This is a genomic window from Glaciimonas soli, assembly GCF_009497155.1.
In the GTDB taxonomy this organism is placed as follows: domain Bacteria; phylum Pseudomonadota; class Gammaproteobacteria; order Burkholderiales; family Burkholderiaceae_D; genus Glaciimonas; species Glaciimonas soli.
This window is the reverse complement of record NZ_WINI01000008.1, coordinates 115,404-132,116: the sequence shown is the minus strand read 5'-3', so window position 1 is coordinate 132,116 and position 16,713 is coordinate 115,404. Positions and strand designations below refer to the sequence as shown.

The following is a 16,713-nucleotide window of genomic DNA, read 5'->3' as shown; positions in this document are numbered from 1 at the left end:
CTATATGGTTCGTCGGGCCGGAAAAGCGCAAGGCCTTTCCGCCTGGCGTTATCTTTAGCTTTGGCTCAATGCATTAGAAAGTAGCTTTGCCGTAATATCTACAATCGGAATCACTCGCTCGTAAGCCATGCGCGTTGGTCCGATTACTCCCAGAGTGCCAACGATCTTGCCGTTCACTTCGTAAGGAGCGGTAACTACACTCATTTCTTCCATCGGCATCAATTGCGATTCGCCGCCGATAAAAATTTGTACGCCTGAGGCTTTACCGGAAATATCCAATAATTGCATTAAACTGGTTTTTTGCTCAAACATATCGAACAGTTTGCGCAATGAGGCCATATTTGACGATAAATCCGTCACGCTCAATAAATTGCGTTCGCCTGAAATCACTACCTCATCAGTATTGTTTGTCATGGCGTCGCTACCGGCTTCGACCGCTGCTTGCATCAAGCGCGTCATATCGTCGCGTAGCTGGCGCATTTCGCTTTGTAAGCGGATACGCACCGCGTCTATGCTTTGTCCACCGTAGTGTTGGTTGATGTAGTTGGCCGCCTGGATCAATTGCGATGGCGTGTAGTCCACGTCGGTGAGTAATAAACGATTTTGTACATCACCATTAGGGCTGACAATGACCAGCAAAATGCGTTTTTCCGATAGGCGCAAAAATTCAATTTGCTGAAAGATAGCTTCGCGTCGCGGTGTCAATACGACGCCGGCAAACTGTGACAATGATGACAATACCTGTGCAGCGTTAGTGATAATTTTTTGTTGCGAATTGGTTTGTGAGTTATTTCCCGATGATGCATGTGCCGGCAAATGCGACTGCATTCTGGATTCGAGAACGCTTTCGTCGATCGCATTAACAGTCAATAAAGTGTCAACAAACATGCGATAGCCACGCGGTGTCGGTACGCGTCCGGCGGAGGTGTGCGGGCTGGCGACAAAGCCCATTTCCTCCAGATCGGCCATGATGTTGCGTATGGTTGCAGGCGATAGTTCTAATCCTGATACTTTGGATAACGCCCGCGAACCAACCGGCTGGCCGTCAGCGATATACCGTTCGACCAAGGCCTTAAGGAGAGTTTGAGCGCGATTATCAAGTTGCATAGTGTGTATTTTAGCGAGTGCAAGGCCAGCGTGCCAGCGTCTTGTAGAAGTATGATTTTCCCAGAGCGGCGGCGGGTAGCGTATTTTGTGCCCACGGTCTTTTGACGTGGATAGTGGTAATCGGGTTACGCATGAATGACCATAGTGGAAATTAACGACTTTCTTTCAGAACTTCGCCGCTATGAGCACAAAATGCGCCACCCGCCGCCGCTCTGCGTAAATTCTAAGAAAAAAGTGGAGCTTTAAGCTGCGACTAAATTATGGTCTAATCGCCACTATGCGCCCGATAACCCAAACTCACCAGCAGAATATGCCCAAAACCATTGCCATCGTCGGTAAATATTATGCCGCCGGTATTGCGGAGCTGTTAACCGAGGTCGCAGATTTTTTGCAGGCGCGCGGACATAATGTCGTACTTGAATCAGAGACAGCGCGCAACTTGGCTGATGCAGCTTTAATCGGTCTTGCTGCCATGACGCCGGAGCAAATCGGTCAGCAAGCCGATGCAGCCATCGTGGTCGGAGGCGACGGCACCATGCTCGGCATCGCGCGTCAACTAGCGCCTTATGACGTACCGCTGATCGGGATTAATCAAGGCCGCCTTGGTTTTATTACCGATATTTCGCGCGACCGCATGTTGCCGGTCTTGGGTGAAATGTTGGATGGACAATTCGAAACGGAGCATCGCACTTTGTTGCAAGGTGACGTCAAACGTGGTGACGAGCTTATTTTTAGCGGCCTTGCATTTAATGATATCGTGGTATCGCGTGGTGCGGCCTCGGGCATGGCGGAGCTGAGCGTCGAGGTTGATGGTCGTTTTATGTATAACCAGCGTTCTGACGGTTTGATCGTCGCCACACCGACCGGCTCTACGGCGTATGCTTTATCGGCCGGCGGCCCGTTATTACACCCTTCATTAGGCGGTATTGTTCTGGTACCGATTGCGCCGCATGCTTTGTCGAATCGGCCGATTGTTATACCGGATAGTAGCGAGATTGAGATAGAAATCATTAACATGACGAATGGTCGCGATATTAGTGTCAATTTCGATATGCAATCTTTCGCCAACTTGCAACGCGGTGACCGGATTGTGATTAAACGTTCTGAGCACACCATTACCTTTTTACATCCTGCCGGCTGGAGTTATTACGCCACTTTGCGCGAAAAATTGCACTGGAATGAATATCCATCAGTAGATGGACAACTGCGATAATTCTGTTTTCTTTCTCCTAATCCTGACTGACCCATGCTGCGCACACTTTCCATTCGCGACTTTGTAATTGTTGATGCCATAGAGCTTGATCTTGCCGCCGGCTTTACCGTCTTTACCGGTGAAACTGGCGCTGGAAAATCTATTTTGATCGATGCTTTAGCGCTGACGTTAGGCGGTCGCGGCGATGCCAGCGTGGTACGCGAAGGCGCCGCCAAGGCCGACATTACCGCTGAATTTTCTGTTTCACGTTACGCCGAAGGTAGTCCTCAAGATTCCAGCGAGGAAGTACGAAGCTGGCTGTCCACCAATGAATTCGAAAGCGAAGAAGGTGGCGTGTTATTGCGACGCGTGATCGACAATGCCGGACGCTCCAAAGCCTATATCAACGGCATCGCGGCAACCGCCGCACAACTGCGCGAATTGGGTGAAATGCTGGTGGATATTCACGGTCAGCATGCGCATCAATCGTTGCTGAAAGCGGATGCGCAACGTCAGTTGCTAGATGGCCAGGCGGGTTTGCAAACCGATCTGCTGGCGGTTTCTGCCGCTTATAAAAACTGGCGAGGGCTGGCCAAACAACGGCAAGAATTTGAGATCAATGCCAAGAACGTATTGTTAGAGCGTGAACGACTGGAATGGCAAGTCAATGAACTTGAAAAGCTCGCCGTCAAACCGGGCGAGTGGGACGACATCAGCAACGAGCACAGCCGTTTGTCGCACGCGGCCAGCTTGATCGAAGGTGCGCAAGAAGCCTTGAATACGATCTCGGAAGCGGATCATCCTATGCTTTCTCAATTGTCGGCAATGAATATTAAAATCGGCAAATTGGTGGATCTTGATCATAATCTCAAGCCGGTACTGGAAGCACTGGAACCAGCACGCATTCAATTGCAAGAAGCGGTATATGCGCTTAACGATTACTTGAGTCGGGTTGAATTGGATCCCGCACGTTTGAGCGAAGTAGAAAGCCGATTGGAAGCAATCCATTCGACTGCGCGTAAATTCAGAGTTGAGCCGGACGCACTTCCCGATGAATTTACTACGCTGGCCGCACAATTGCGCCAATTGGCCGACGCCAGCGATCTCGATGCCTTACGTGCGCAAGAAGAAAAGCTCAAAGCGCACTATTTACAGTTGGCACAGAAGCTCTCCAAAGCACGCAGCAAAGCAGCGCAAGAATTGAGTACCGCAGTAACCGCTGCGATGCAGGATTTAAGCATGAGCGGTGGTAGCTTTGCGATTGCCTTGAATCCGTGTGAACCAGCGGCGTATGGTGTCGAACAGGTTGAGTTTTTGGTTGCTGGTCATGCTGGCGTGGTGCCGCGACCATTGGCGAAAGTGGCTTCCGGCGGTGAGTTGGCACGGATTGCTTTGGCCATTTCGGTGATTACCTCCAGCGCAACGGCGACGCCGACCTTGATTTTTGATGAAGTCGATAGCGGTATTGGCGGCGGCGTTGCCGAAGTGGTTGGCCGTTTGCTGAAGCGTCTGGGGCAAGCGCGTCAAGTATTATGCGTAACGCATTTGCCGCAAGTGGCGAGTCAGGCAAATCAGCATTTTCAGGTTAGCAAACAAAGCCTTGCCAATAAAACGATATCGGCGATTGATGGCTTGGATAGCAAAAATCGGGTTGAGGAAATCGCCCGGATGTTAGGCGGTTTGGAAATCACCGCAACCACGCGCAAACATGCGCGAGAATTATTGGCTTCGTAGGAATTATCCCTTCTCTCGCGGGTGTGAGAAGGGTTTCTTTTTTATATTTCAGGATGTTGCATGCGTTTTAAAAAAGAACCACCTTTCTCTCACGGTACCACAGCAAAAATTGCTGTGGTACTTGTCAATTTGGGCACGCCGGATGCGCCTACCAGCAGCGCAGTGCGGCAGTATCTGAAAGAATTTTTGTCTGATCCACGCGTAGTGGAAATTCCTCGCGCAATTTGGTGGTGTATCTTGAATGGCATTATTTTGCCTTTCCGTTCTGGTAAATCAGCGCACAAATATGCCTCTATCTGGAGCAAAGACGGATCTCCACTGAAAGTACATACCGAGAAACAAGCGATGTTGTTGCGTGGTTACTTGGGCGAGCGCGGACATCAGCTTGAGGTGGTGTACGCCATGCGTTATGGCTCGCCATCGTTGCCAACCATTTTGGATAAATTGAAGAAAGATGGTTGTGATCGCATCTTGATTTTGCCAGCTTATCCACAATACTCAGCAACGACAACCGCTTCCATTTTTGATGCAGTTTTCAGTCATTACCAGCAGGTGCGTAATGTGCCGGAGCTACGGCTGATCAAGCATTATCATGATCATGAAGGCTATATTTCGGCATTGGCAGCCTCGGTACAGACGCATTGGACGACGCATGGCCGGTCGGAAAAACTGGTCATGAGTTTTCATGGCGTACCCAAGCGTACTTTGCTGCTCGGCGATCCTTATCATTGCGAGTGCCATAAGACTGCGCGTTTGTTGGCGCAGCAGCTGGGTTTGTCTCAAGATCAATATGTGGTGACATTTCAATCACGCTTCGGCAAAGCCGAATGGTTGCAGCCATACACTGCACCGACCATACAACTGCTAGCCAGGCAAGGATTAAAGCGAGTAGACGTGATTTGTCCGGGGTTTACCAGTGATTGTCTGGAAACCTTGGAAGAGATAGGTATCGAAGTCAAAAATGATTTTATCCATGGCGGTGGTAAAGAGTTTTACCTGATCCCTTGTCTGAACGAAGCACCGGCATGGATACATGCTTTGGCGACGATCGCAGAAGAGCAATTAAGCGGCTGGCCTACACGTTTATCTGGCTCAGAAGTCGACGCGCAGAAACGGCTTAACGATTTCCAGCGTGCGGAAGCGACGCGATTGGGAGCGTAAAGTCGCTTTTGTGCCATTGGCAAATGACGAGCAACATATTATTCAAATACGCTCGTCATTCCCGCGGACGCGGGGGTCCAAGTTACGTAACATGGATCCCCGCGTTCGCGAGGATGACGGCGGGATTGTTTAAATCGATGATTTCGTATGACTTATTCGCAAAAACAAAGGCACAGAATAAATCCTGTGCCTTTATTTTTCACAGGTAGCAAGCAGCGACAAGGTATCATCACGTCATTCGTGAAAACAGCGCATTGACTGTTAATGTTTTTGCATGCAAATTGTGCCCCGCGTATTACCCATTCCTTCCACTTTCCTAGGGCTCGCCATGACAACAGAACATTTCATTCCGGGCAAAGACGCCTCGCTGGAGTCGTCTATCAATTCTATGCAAGCAAAATTGGAAGCGCTGGGATTTCATATTGAAGAGAAATCCTGGCTTAATCCGGTTGATGGTTGCTGGTCGGTGCACGTTCGTGACCGCGATTGTCCATTACTGTTTACTAACGGTAAAGGTGCATCGGAACAAGCGTCGCGTGCCAGTGCCCTGGGTGAGTTTTTTGAGCGCTTGTCCTGCAATTATTTCTGGACACATTTTTATCTGGGAGAAAAAGTGGCGAATGGTGAGTTTGTCCATTACCCACGCGAAAAATGGTTCAAACTTAATGAAGAATTTGAAACCTGGCCAGAAGGCTTGCTGACGCCGGCATTACAAAAATTTTACAATCCAGAAGGTACGGTCGATGCCAGTACCTTGGTTGATTATAATTCTGGCAATGAAGAACGCGGTATTTGCGCGATTCCCTATGTCCGTCAGCGTGACGGTGAAACGGTGTGGTTCCCAGTTAATATTATTGGTAATCTTTACGCCAGTAACGGTATGTCGGCTGGTAATACGCAAGCTGAAGCACGTACCCAGGCATTGTCGGAAATTTTTGAGCGTGACGTCAAATTTAAAATTATCAAAGACGGCTTGTGCTTGCCGGATGTGCCGGAAGAAGTCATCGCCCGTTACCCGAAAATCGCAGCAGGTATCAAAGCCTTACGTGATGCCGGTTTCGGCATTTTGGTCAAAGACGCTTCGCTGGGCGGCAAATATCCAGTAATGAACGTCACCTTGCTGCATCCGCAAGATCAAGGTTGCTTCGCCAGTTTTGGCGCTCATCCACGTTTTGAAGTGGCGTTAGAACGCGCATTGACAGAATTACTGCAAGGCCGCGCACTGAATGATCTGGCTGGCTTCCCTGAGCCGGGTTTTGATCTGGATGAAATCGCTCATCCACAAAATCTGGAAATTCACTTCGTCGATTCCAGCGGTATCATCAGCTGGAATTTCCTGCGCGATGGTAAAACCGCAGATTTCCCTTTCCACGATTGGAATTTTGGTACGACAACGGCAGAGGATTATGCCTGGTCGATAGCGGCGATCCACAAAGAAGGCCATGATATTTATATCGCCGATTTCGATCATCTGGGCGTGTATGCCTGCCGCATCTTGGTGCCGGGCATGTCAGAGATTTATCCGATCGAAGATTTGGAATGGGATAATGTCAGCGTCGGTAACGGCATTCGCGAACCGATTTTGTATTTATCCGACCTGGATGAAGAAGAGTGCAGTGATTTATTGGGCGAAATAATTGAGCTCGGTTTATCGGATCAGCGCCCGGTTGCGGCTTTGGTGGGATTGGTAGCGGATGTAGATACACTCTGGAAAGAACTGCGCGTGGGCGAGCTGAAGACACTGTTGGCACTGGCTATCGGTGATCGCGATGCGATTTTGGAAGGCTGCGACTGGATACGCCATTTCAATCAAATCAGCCCGGCACGTCAGCTGGTGTATCGTTGCATTGAGAGCATGATCAAATTGAGCGACGATGCGCCTTATCGTGCAGCTTTAGAACATTTATATGGCGTCGCTACAGTGCAAGAGGCACGCGCATTGTTGAACCGCGAACAACGCTTTTTCGGCATTAAGTCACCTGGTTTGAATCTGGAGGGCTGTGATATGCATCAGCGTTGGTTGGCGGCGTACGCCAAAGTGCAAGCTGCGAAGTGGAAACACGAGAAAGCCTAAGTTTCACAGTTAGCGTAATATCCACGAATACACGAAAACAAAGGCAACAGGGATTTCTTGCTATTGGCTGTGTTTTTGTGTTTTTTGTGAGTAGCACTAACATCGCACTGCATACCCCTTGAAAATGTAGGGGAATAGCCCCACTTTCCCCTCCATAGCTTATTTAAACATCGTTAAGTCATTGATTTTTGGAGATATTGCATGCCACACACGAAAAAACACAGCGATCTGCTAGCCGATGAAATCGAGCAAACGGAAATGGACATCCTCGCCGAACAAGAGAAAGTGACGACTGAATCGCCACTGGAAATTGAATTGGCCGCAGCACAGACAAAAATAGCAGAAATGCAAGATGCATTTTTACGCGCCAAAGCGGATGCGGAAAATATCCGTCGTCGCGCGCAAGAAGATATCGCTCGCGCCAGCAAATTTGCGATTGAAAGCTTTGCCGAAGTTTTGGTGCCAGTCAAAGATAATTTGGAAATGGCGCTGAAGCAGGAAACGTCATCTGTAGATTCTTTAAAAGAGGGCGTAGAAATGACATTGAAGCAATTGGCTTCAGCGTTTGAAAAGCATCGTTTGTTGGAAGTTTCCCCTGCGGTTGGCGAAAAACTGGATCCGATGAAGCACCAGGCCGTTTCGATGGTGCCGGCGGAACAGGAAGCCAATACCGTGGTGAACGTACTGCAAAAGGGCTACACGATTTCCGATCGTTTATTGCGCCCTGCTTTGGTTACAGTGGCACAGGGTAAATAAGCAAAAACAGCAAAAAACACAGAAAAATGATGGTTTTTTACGAAAAAAACGCTTGAAAGTCACATTTTTCTCCCAATATTGAATACATCAAAATTTCATTATTTCAATAAATAAAGGACATTATCATGGGTAAAATTATCGGTATTGATTTGGGTACCACCAATTCTTGTGTATCAGTCATTGAAAATGGTCAGCCAAAAGTCATTGAAAATGCAGAGGGTGCGCGTACTACGCCATCTATCATCGCCTATCAAGAAGACGGCGAAATTCTGGTTGGCGCACCGGCTAAACGCCAGGCTGTCACCAATCCGAAAAACACAATTTACGCCGCCAAACGTTTGATCGGCCGTAAATTCGCTGAAAAAGAAGTACAAAAAGATATTCAACTGATGCCATACCAGATCGTTGCCGCCGAGAACGGCGATGCATGGATTGGTGTGCGTGAAAATAAATTGGCACCACAGCAAGTTTCTGCAGAAGTACTGCGGAAAATGAAAAAAACTGCAGAAGATTACCTCGGTGAAGAAGTAACTGAAGCGGTTATCACCGTACCTGCTTACTTTAACGATGCACAACGTCAGGCAACCAAAGATGCTGGCCGTATCGCTGGCTTGGATGTCAAGCGCATCATCAACGAACCAACTGCAGCAGCATTGGCTTTCGGTATGGACAAAGCCGACAAGACAGACCGCAAAATTGCGGTGTATGACTTGGGTGGCGGTACGTTTGACGTGTCGATCATTGAAATCGCTGACGTTGACGGTGAAAAGCAGTTCGAAGTGTTATCGACCAACGGCGATACATTCCTCGGCGGTGAAGATTTTGACCAACGCATCATTGATTACATCTTGGATGAATTCAAGAAAATCAACGGTATCGACTTGGGCAAAGATGCGATTGCATTGCAACGCATTAAAGCGTCTGCTGAGCGCGCAAAAATTGAACTGTCGTCATCGCAGCAAACCGAAATCAACGAGCCTTACATCGCGATGGCTAATGGCGCACCGGTGCATTTGAATTTGAAAATGACACGTGCGAAATTGGAATCATTGGTTGAAGAGCTGATCGAAAAAACCATCGAGCCTTGCCGTATTGCGATCAAAGATGCAGGCGTAAAAGTTTCTGACATCGACGACATCATTTTGGTCGGTGGTATGACTCGTATGCCTAAAGTGCAAGAAAAAGTTAAAGAATTTTTTGGTAAAGACGCTCGTAAAGATGTGAATCCAGATGAAGCGGTGGCAGTTGGTGCCGCGATTCAAGGTTCGGTCTTGTCGGGTGATCGTAAAGACTTGTTGTTGTTGGACGTGACACCACTGTCTCTAGGTATCGAAACCATGGGCGGCGTGATGACCAAGATGATCAAGAAAAATACGACCATCCCAACCAAGTTCAGCCAAGTGTTTTCGACAGCGGACGACAATCAGCCAGCAGTAACCATCAAAGTGTTCCAGGGTGAGCGCGAAATGGCTGCCGGAAATAAAGGTTTGGGCGAATTCAATCTGGAAGGCATTCCACCAGCATCACGTGGAACACCACAAATTGAAGTTACTTTCGACATCGATGCCAATGGTATTTTGCATGTTGGCGCGAAAGATAAAGCAACCGGTAAAGAAAACAAAATCACCATCAAAGCCAACTCAGGTCTGAGCGAAGCTGAAATCGAACAAATGGTGCGTGATGCCGAGTTGAACGCGGAAGAAGACAAAAAGTTGAAAGAAACTGCCGAAGCACGTAATCAAGGTGATGCATTAGTCCATTCGACTAAGAAGTCATTGACTGAATACGGTGACAAGCTGGAAGCTGCAGAGAAAGAAAAAATCGAAGCGGCGATCAAGGAATTGGAAGAAGCGTTGAAAGGTAGCGATAAAGCCGCTATCGACAACAAAACTGCCGCCTTGGGTGAAGCATCGCAAAAACTTGGCGAGAAAATGTACGCTGATGCGCAAGCACAGCAAGCAGCAGCTGGTGGCGCTGAAGGCGCTGGTGCACACGAAGCCAAGCCAGAAGATGATGTTGTTGATGCGGACTTCAAAGAAGTGAAACGCGAAGACGATAAGAAGTAAAACTATCAGGCGAAGCAGCACTAGTATTTATTAACTGATACGTTTGCTTCGTTATGTACGCCGGACAGATGTCATCCCTGGATGCTCTGTCCGGCGTTTTCGCTTAATTTCATTTTCATATCATTCGCGCACTTTGTTGTCGACTCTTGCCTTACTAAAGTAATGTCTGCGAGTCTCCGTCGCGTTCACAAATGATCTGAAAATGAAATAAATTAGAGGGTGCCAAAACATGGCGAAACGTGATTTTTATGAGATTTTAGGCGTTGCGAAAAACGCTTCTGACGAAGAAATTAAGAAGTCGTATCGCAAGCTCGCAATGAAATACCATCCGGATCGCAATCCGGATAGCAAAGGCGCTGAGGATAAATTCAAAGAGGCGAAAGAAGCCTATGAGATGTTGTCCGATCCGCAGAAGCGTGAAGCCTATGACAGTTATGGTCATGCTGGCGTCGATCCCAATATGGGAGGAGGCGGTAGTGGCGGAGGTGGTTTTGCCGATGCGTTTGGCGACATCTTCGGCGACATTTTTGGTGGTGGCGCACGTGGCGGCAGCCGTGGCGGACCACAGGTGTACCGTGGCGCGGACTTGCGTTACAACCTTGAGATTACCTTAAATCAGGCTGCACACGGCTTTGACACGACGATACGCGTGCCGTCGTGGGATGCCTGCGAGCCATGTCATGGTAGCGGCGCAAAACCAGGCACTGAGCCGGTAACTTGCCCGACTTGCGGTGGTCATGGTCAAGTTAGAATGCAGCAAGGTTTCTTTAGTATTCAACAAACCTGTCCTAAATGTCATGGCAACGGCAAGATCATTGCCGATCCATGCACATCTTGCGCGGGTGCTGGTCGCATCAAACGCAACAAGACATTGGAAGTCAAAATTCCTGCGGGGATCGATGATGGCATGCGCATACGTTCATCCGGCAACGGTGAGCCTGGCATGAACGGCGGTCCTCCAGGTGATTTGTATGTGGAAATCCACATCAAACCGCATGCAGTATTCCAGCGCGAAGGCGATGACTTACATTGTGAGATGCCAATTTCGTTTGCCAAAGCGGCATTGGGTGGCGAGATTGAGGTACCGACTCTTGATGGCAAAGTATCGTTCACGGTGCCTGAAGGAACGCAATCAGGAAAAACATTCCGTTTGCGCAGCAAAGGTATCAAAGGTGTGCGTTCAGGATTTGCTGGCGATTTGTTCTGTCATGTCGTAGTCGAAACGCCAGTCAAATTAAGCGACAAGCAAAAAACATTGCTGCGTGACTTTGATGTGCTGACGACCGAAGGTGGAGCAAAACATAGTCCGCAAAGTAAGGGCTGGATGGATAAAGTGAAGGAATTTTTTGAGTAAGTAGTGGATGCTCAAATGCTTCTTTAAGAAAGCCGTCAATCCGTAAGGGTTGGCGGCTTTTTCTTTTCCAATCTGGTGAACGTAGCAATGGTGAAATAATTCCCTAGTTGCATTATTTCTCTTGCACCCCTATTCTCATACGTAGCACGGAAATTGCATTAAATACCGTGTATTTATTATAAAAATAGCTATCTTGGAGACAAAAAATGGGATTGATGAAGCGCAATTGCAATGTGAAACGTGCAGTAAGTATTGCCTGTTTATTATCAATGATGGCCGTTGCATCAACCGCATTTGCGTTGGATGTAGCTGGTGTCAAAATCAATGAAACCGCGCATGTCGGCAATCGTGATTTGCAATTGAACGGTGCGGGGATACGCTATAAAGTGATTTTCAAAGTGTATACAGCGGCACTGTATCTACCGGAAAAAAAGACGACAACAACTGATGTCATCAACGAAGCAGGCCCACGTCGAATTAGTCTGGTGATGCTGCGCGATATCGACAGCGAGGATTTTAGTCGCGCTTTTCTGGAGGGAATTCGCAAGAATACCGATAGAGCGGACGCAGCAAAAATGATAGATCAGCTCACCAAATTTGGTGAATTGTTTGCCACGATCCCCGAATTGAAAAAAGGCGACAATATTGTTGCCGACTGGGATCCTGCAGTTGGTACAACCATGCAAGTGAATGGTAAAAAAGTGGGAGGCGTTCTTACTGGCATAACTTTTTACAATGCTTTGTTGAAAATCTGGTTGGGCGACAAACCTGCGGATAGCAAATTGAAGGTGTCATTACTGGGCGGAGCGGCTTAAAAAAACTTCAGTAATGAGTGGTATTCAGATAAAACTGCATGCCACTCTACAAGTTTCGCTAAAATGATGGTCAATGAAAAGCATAGTTGGCGAAAACGCCATTAACGCTACTATGTAAATCGTAGGCATATTTTAAACGGAACCTCATGTTAGAAAAACACAAAAACGTTTTAACCCGAGAACAACTCTTTGAGAGCAATCAAAAATGGGCTGCGGCTAACATCGCGCGCGACCCTGAGTTTTTCAAAACACTGGCAGCTCAGCAGTCACCAGATTATTTCTGGATAGGTTGCTCTGATAGTCGTGTGCCAGCCAATGAGCTATTGGGCTTGTTGCCGGGTGAATTGTTCGTTCATCGCAATATCGCCAATGTGGTGTCGCACAGTGATTTGAACTGTTTGTCGGTGCTGCAATTTGCAGTAGATGTACTGAAAGTTAAGCATGTTTTTGTAGTGGGGCATTACGGTTGTTCCGGTGTTCACGCGGCATTGACTAAGCGTCGTGTCGGTTTGGCCGATAACTGGTTACGCCATGTGCAGGATGTGCAGCAAAAGCATGAACGTTATTTGGGCGAAGCGCTGCCGGAAAAAGTGCGCCATGACCGCTTATGTGAACTCAACTCGATGGAGCAAGTCGTCAATGTTTGTATGACGACTATCGTACAAGATGCATGGGAGCGCGGCCAGCCTTTGACAATTCACAGCTGGGTGTATGGAGTGCAGGATGGCTTGTTGCGTGATTTGGGCGTTACAGTCAGCGGCCCAGATGAGTTGATGCAGGCGATGGCTTGTGGCTTGAAGCGTTATGAAGAGTCTGAAGGTGCAGTTTCCGAATAACGGATAGTTTTATTTGTTTCATAAAAAATCGCCAATTTGAATTTTCAGATTGGCGATTTTTTTTATGAAAAAGTGAGTGCAGTGTAGGATCAAACCATCAAAAACAATGCTCTGGCGCGGGGAATGAACCATCTTTTACAGCCGCAACATAAGCCGTAACCGCCGCGTCTATGCTAGTTTGTCCTTCCATGAAATTTTTCACGAAGCGTGCTTTATGGCCAGGGAAAACGCCGAGTAAATCATGCAGCACCAACACTTGTCCTGAGCAATCCGGGCCGGCACCAATACCTATTGTGGTGATCGTGAGCATGTCGGTTACTTCTTTTGCCAAAGTGGCTGGAATCGCTTCCAGGACCAGCATTTCGGCACCGGCATTCTGTAGTGCCAAAGCATCTGCTTTTAATTGTTCCGCAGCTTGATTGGTTTTCCCTTGTACTTTGTAACCACCCATTTGATGTACCGATTGCGGCGTTAAGCCAAGGTGGGCACAAACTGGAATCGCGCGTTCAGTCAGAAAACGTACGGTAGGGGCGAGCCATGCACCACCTTCCAGTTTGACCATTTGCGCACCAGCCTGAATTAACTGTACGGCGTTGGCAAACGCGCTTTCTGGTGTGCCGTAAGTACCGAACGGCAGGTCAGCCAAAATGAACGCAGTGCGATTCCCACGCGCCACGCTGGCGGTGTGATAAACGACGTCTTGCAGCGTGACTGGCAAGGTGGAGTTATGGCCCTGGCAGACCATGCCGAGCGAATCACCGATCAATATCGTGTCGACACCGCAGCGATCAAGTAAAGCAGTAAAGCTGGCGTCGTAGCTGGTTAGCATGGTGATTTTTTCACCCTTTTGACGCATGTTTTGCAGTGTCGGCAGTGTTACGGGTTTGGTGCGTGATGCAGTTGTGCTGCCATCGGCATCTTGTAAATAAGCGGCCATACTTTATTCTCCGATTGAAAAACCACATTCTCAAGTAAGCCCTTGTCCCGCCTGCGGGAGAAGAGATAAATCGAGCGTCTTTATATCTTGGCGATCACCTGATCAGCAACTTGCGGCACAAACTGATGTGCCGCACCGCGCCCGGGTATGCTAATGAAGGGATCAATTTGCAGCAAAGGTATCAGCACAAATGCACGTTGCAACATGCGCGGGTGAGGCACGATCAAGTTGGCATCGTTGATGATGGTCGAGCCATATAGCAACAAGTCTAAATCAAGCGTACGCGGCGCGTTGAAGTAGGGGCGTTCGCGACCGAAATCTTGCTCGATGTTTTGCAGGGCTTGCAATAAAGCCTGCGCTGTTAAGTGGGTATGCAGGCAAGCGACTGCGTTGATGTAATCATCACCGCTGGAGTCTATAGGTGCACTGCGAAACAAAGACGATTGCGCATGCAAGCTGGTCTGCGGGATGGCGGCCAGTTGGATTATCGCACTGGCGACTTGTGCAGGTGCATTGCCCAGATTGGCACCGATGCCAATGTAGGCGGTGATTGGGTGTTGCGTATTCTTATTCACCACAACTATGCGCCATCCTGATTGCCATCGTTGCTGCTTTTTGCCGCATCTGTCGTGCCAGCTTTGCTGCGTGGGCTACGACGTCGTGCGCGTTTTTTCGGCGCTGCAACTTCGTCTTTTACTTTTGGCTTTTGTGCGATCAAGATTTCACGTTGCGTGCCATCGCCTTCCATGAAGGCGGTCCACCATTCGCCAATTTCACTATCGATTTCACCTGAAGCGCAACGCAACAGCAGAAAATCATAACCGGCACGCAGGCGTAGATGCTCTAATAATTTGTAAGGCGATTTTCCGACACGGCGCTCAAAGCGCGGTTGCATGGCCCAGATATCGCGCATATCGGAAGCGATTTTACGTTGCAATGCCAGCTTATCGGTTTGTGCGTCCAGCACATCATCAGCAGCCAGATGCAATGCGGGAATAGGAAATTCTCCAGCCTTTTTGTAGGCATTCCATTTTTCCAAAACCTGATGCCACAACAGTGATGCAAATAAAAATCCGGGTGAGACTGGCTTGCCTTGTTGCACACGCAGATCGGTATTGGACAGCGCCAGCGTGACGAATTTTTCGCCCAATGGCTGTTCCAGCACCACATCTAACAGTGGTAGCAAACCGTGATGCAAACCTTCTTTGCGTAACTGCTGTAGGCAGGCTAACGCATGACCACTCATGAGCAGCTTGATCATTTCATCGAACAGACGTGCACTGGGGACGTTATTAATCAAGGCCGCCATCACCGGGATCGGTTCGCGGGTATGCGGTTCAATCTCGAATTTCAACTTGGCAGCAAAACGCACAATACGCAACATCCGCACGGGATCTTCGCGATAGCGTTCTTCTGGCACACCGATGATGCGCAAAGTTTTGGCACGAATATCCGCGATCCCGCCGTGATAGTCCAAAACAGTTTCGCTGCTAGGATCGTAATACATGGCGTTGATGGTGAAGTCGCGCCGTACCGCGTCTTCATGCTGTTCGCCGAAAGTGTTATCGCGCAACACGCGGCCATGCTCATCTTTCACGGCGCCAGCAGACGAAGCGCCACGGAACGTGGTTACCTCTATCAGTTCTTGCCCGAACATCACATGCACGATTTGAAATCGTTTGCCAATGATGAAAGCGCGCCGGAACAAGCGTCGAACCTGCTCCGGCGTGGCATTCGTAGCAACGTCGAAATCTTTGGGTTTAACTCCCAACAGCAAATCGCGTACTGCGCCACCGACGATGAACGCTTTGAAGCCAGCTTCTTGTAAGGTGCTGGTCACACGAATCGCGTTTGGCGACACCAGCTTCGGATCTATTCCGTGTTGCTTGGCGCTGAGCACCGTCGGCTTAGTGGCATCGTTACTGGCCGCTTTCTTTTTTGTGCCGAGGATGGAGCGGATGAACTTTTTGATCATTGCTTGATATTTTTCTTATGGTTTTATTTATCGAACAGATTAAGAATCACCCAGCCATGTTGTTCGGCATGTGCTTCCAGCTTGGCATTCGGATTGGTGGCGATCGGGTCAGTGACTAACATCATTAACGGTAAGTCATTGTGCGAGTCGCTGTAAAAAAAAGTTTTGTCGAAACTGTCCAGTGTCATGTCCATCGTTTCTAACCATGCTTTGGTATGGAAGACTTTGCCCGGACCATACGTCGGCTCATTGCCTAGCTTACCAGTGATTTCGCCAGCATCGGTGGTTTCCGGATCGGTGGCGAGCAAGAAATCGACGCCGAGTGCTTTGGCAATTGGCTCTGTCACAAAACTATTGGTGGCAGTGACGATGGCAACCAAATCGCCGGCATCATGATGTTGTTGTAACAGATCGAGTGCTTGCGGTGTGATTTTCGGCAGTATCACTTCTTTCATGAATTGTTCATGCCAGGCGTCGAGTTGCTTGCGTGGGAATTTCGATAATGTGCCGAACGTAAATTCCAGGTATTTCACTGGGTCCAGCGTGCCAGCCTGATATTGGGCAAACCATTCGGCATTGCTTTTCTCGAAAGCATCCGGATCGACAGCTTTGATGCGGACTAAAAATTGGCCCCACTCATAATCGGAATCGATAGGCAGCAACGTGTGGTCAAGATCAAATAAGGCTAAATTCATAATGGTATTTT

Annotated in this window: 14 protein-coding genes; 9 read left to right on the top strand and 5 right to left on the bottom strand. The window is 48.5% G+C overall.

Annotated elements, in window-relative coordinates; all coding sequences use genetic code 11:
• Nucleotides 1-54: 54 nt before the first annotated feature.
• Nucleotides 55-1,107, bottom strand: a complete 1,053-nt coding sequence (gene hrcA / locus GEV47_RS15990; protein WP_153235784.1) for a heat-inducible transcriptional repressor HrcA — start codon at nt 1,105-1,107, stop codon at nt 55-57.
• 277 nt (nt 1,108-1,384) lie between these two features.
• Here hrcA and GEV47_RS15985 point away from each other — a divergent pair, with 277 nt between their 5' ends.
• From GEV47_RS15985 to can, 9 genes are all read left to right on the top strand, one after another.
• On the top strand, nt 1,385-2,320 hold the full coding sequence (locus GEV47_RS15985; RefSeq protein ID WP_153235783.1) for an NAD kinase: 936 nt from the start codon (nt 1,385-1,387) through the stop codon (nt 2,318-2,320).
• 33 nt (nt 2,321-2,353) lie between these two features.
• Nucleotides 2,354-4,033, top strand: a complete 1,680-nt coding sequence (recN, locus tag GEV47_RS15980; protein ID WP_153235782.1) for a DNA repair protein RecN — start codon at nt 2,354-2,356, stop codon at nt 4,031-4,033.
• 60 nt (nt 4,034-4,093) lie between these two features.
• Complete coding sequence (hemH, locus tag GEV47_RS15975; RefSeq protein WP_153235781.1) at nt 4,094-5,194, top strand: ferrochelatase; 1,101 nt, start codon at nt 4,094-4,096, stop codon at nt 5,192-5,194.
• 328 nt (nt 5,195-5,522) lie between these two features.
• Complete coding sequence (gene ycaO / locus GEV47_RS15970) at nt 5,523-7,268, top strand: 30S ribosomal protein S12 methylthiotransferase accessory factor YcaO (protein WP_153235780.1); 1,746 nt, start codon at nt 5,523-5,525, stop codon at nt 7,266-7,268.
• A 258-nt stretch (nt 7,269-7,526) separates the two neighbouring features.
• Nucleotides 7,527-8,024: a nucleotide exchange factor GrpE gene (grpE, locus tag GEV47_RS15965; RefSeq protein WP_153235926.1), complete on the top strand. Its 498-nt coding sequence runs from the start codon at nt 7,527-7,529 to the stop codon at nt 8,022-8,024.
• Nucleotides 8,025-8,149: 125 nt separating this feature from the next.
• On the top strand, nt 8,150-10,090 hold the full coding sequence (gene dnaK, locus GEV47_RS15960) for a molecular chaperone DnaK (RefSeq protein WP_153235779.1): 1,941 nt from the start codon (nt 8,150-8,152) through the stop codon (nt 10,088-10,090).
• 229 nt (nt 10,091-10,319) lie between these two features.
• Entirely contained in the window at nt 10,320-11,444 is a 1,125-nt protein-coding gene (dnaJ, locus tag GEV47_RS15955) for a molecular chaperone DnaJ (RefSeq protein WP_153235778.1), read from the top strand.
• Between the two features lie 206 nt (nt 11,445-11,650).
• Nucleotides 11,651-12,259, top strand: a complete 609-nt coding sequence (locus GEV47_RS15950) for a chalcone isomerase family protein (protein WP_228124754.1) — start codon at nt 11,651-11,653, stop codon at nt 12,257-12,259.
• Nucleotides 12,260-12,405: 146 nt separating this feature from the next.
• Complete coding sequence (gene can / locus GEV47_RS15945; RefSeq protein WP_153235777.1) at nt 12,406-13,095, top strand: carbonate dehydratase; 690 nt, start codon at nt 12,406-12,408, stop codon at nt 13,093-13,095.
• Between the two features lie 97 nt (nt 13,096-13,192).
• Here the strand turns inward: can and panB are convergent, their stop codons facing one another.
• The 4 genes from panB to GEV47_RS15925 form a co-directional block, all read right to left on the bottom strand.
• On the bottom strand, nt 13,193-14,032 hold the full coding sequence (panB, locus tag GEV47_RS15940; protein WP_153235776.1) for a 3-methyl-2-oxobutanoate hydroxymethyltransferase: 840 nt from the start codon (nt 14,030-14,032) through the stop codon (nt 13,193-13,195).
• A gap of 80 nt (nt 14,033-14,112) precedes the next feature.
• Complete coding sequence (gene folK / locus GEV47_RS15935) at nt 14,113-14,607, bottom strand: 2-amino-4-hydroxy-6-hydroxymethyldihydropteridine diphosphokinase (protein ID WP_322741671.1); 495 nt, start codon at nt 14,605-14,607, stop codon at nt 14,113-14,115.
• Between the two features lie 5 nt (nt 14,608-14,612).
• A complete protein-coding gene (pcnB, locus tag GEV47_RS15930; RefSeq protein WP_153235775.1) occupies nt 14,613-16,007 on the bottom strand; it encodes a polynucleotide adenylyltransferase PcnB in 1,395 nt (464 codons plus the stop codon).
• A 23-nt stretch (nt 16,008-16,030) separates the two neighbouring features.
• Nucleotides 16,031-16,702, bottom strand: a complete 672-nt coding sequence (locus GEV47_RS15925) for a histidinol-phosphatase (protein ID WP_153235774.1) — start codon at nt 16,700-16,702, stop codon at nt 16,031-16,033.
• Between the last annotated feature and the right edge of the window lie 11 nt (nt 16,703-16,713).

Coding starts and splice junctions, on each gene's coding strand:
- hrcA (WP_153235784.1), bottom strand. CDS start 1,107: ATGCAACTTGATAATCGCGCTCAAACTCTCCTTAAGGCCTTGGTCGAA.
- dnaK (WP_153235779.1), top strand. CDS start 8,150: ATGGGTAAAATTATCGGTATTGATTTGGGTACCACCAATTCTTGTGTA.
- GEV47_RS15925 (WP_153235774.1), bottom strand. CDS start 16,702: ATGAATTTAGCCTTATTTGATCTTGACCACACGTTGCTGCCTATCGAT.
- GEV47_RS15950 (WP_228124754.1), top strand. CDS start 11,651: ATGGGATTGATGAAGCGCAATTGCAATGTGAAACGTGCAGTAAGTATT.
- recN (WP_153235782.1), top strand. CDS start 2,354: ATGCTGCGCACACTTTCCATTCGCGACTTTGTAATTGTTGATGCCATA.
- ycaO (WP_153235780.1), top strand. CDS start 5,523: ATGACAACAGAACATTTCATTCCGGGCAAAGACGCCTCGCTGGAGTCG.
- GEV47_RS15985 (WP_153235783.1), top strand. CDS start 1,385: ATGCGCCCGATAACCCAAACTCACCAGCAGAATATGCCCAAAACCATT.
- hemH (WP_153235781.1), top strand. CDS start 4,094: ATGCGTTTTAAAAAAGAACCACCTTTCTCTCACGGTACCACAGCAAAA.
- pcnB (WP_153235775.1), bottom strand. CDS start 16,007: ATGATCAAAAAGTTCATCCGCTCCATCCTCGGCACAAAAAAGAAAGCG.
- grpE (WP_153235926.1), top strand. CDS start 7,527: ATGGACATCCTCGCCGAACAAGAGAAAGTGACGACTGAATCGCCACTG.
- panB (WP_153235776.1), bottom strand. CDS start 14,032: ATGGCCGCTTATTTACAAGATGCCGATGGCAGCACAACTGCATCACGC.
- can (WP_153235777.1), top strand. CDS start 12,406: ATGTTAGAAAAACACAAAAACGTTTTAACCCGAGAACAACTCTTTGAG.
- dnaJ (WP_153235778.1), top strand. CDS start 10,320: ATGGCGAAACGTGATTTTTATGAGATTTTAGGCGTTGCGAAAAACGCT.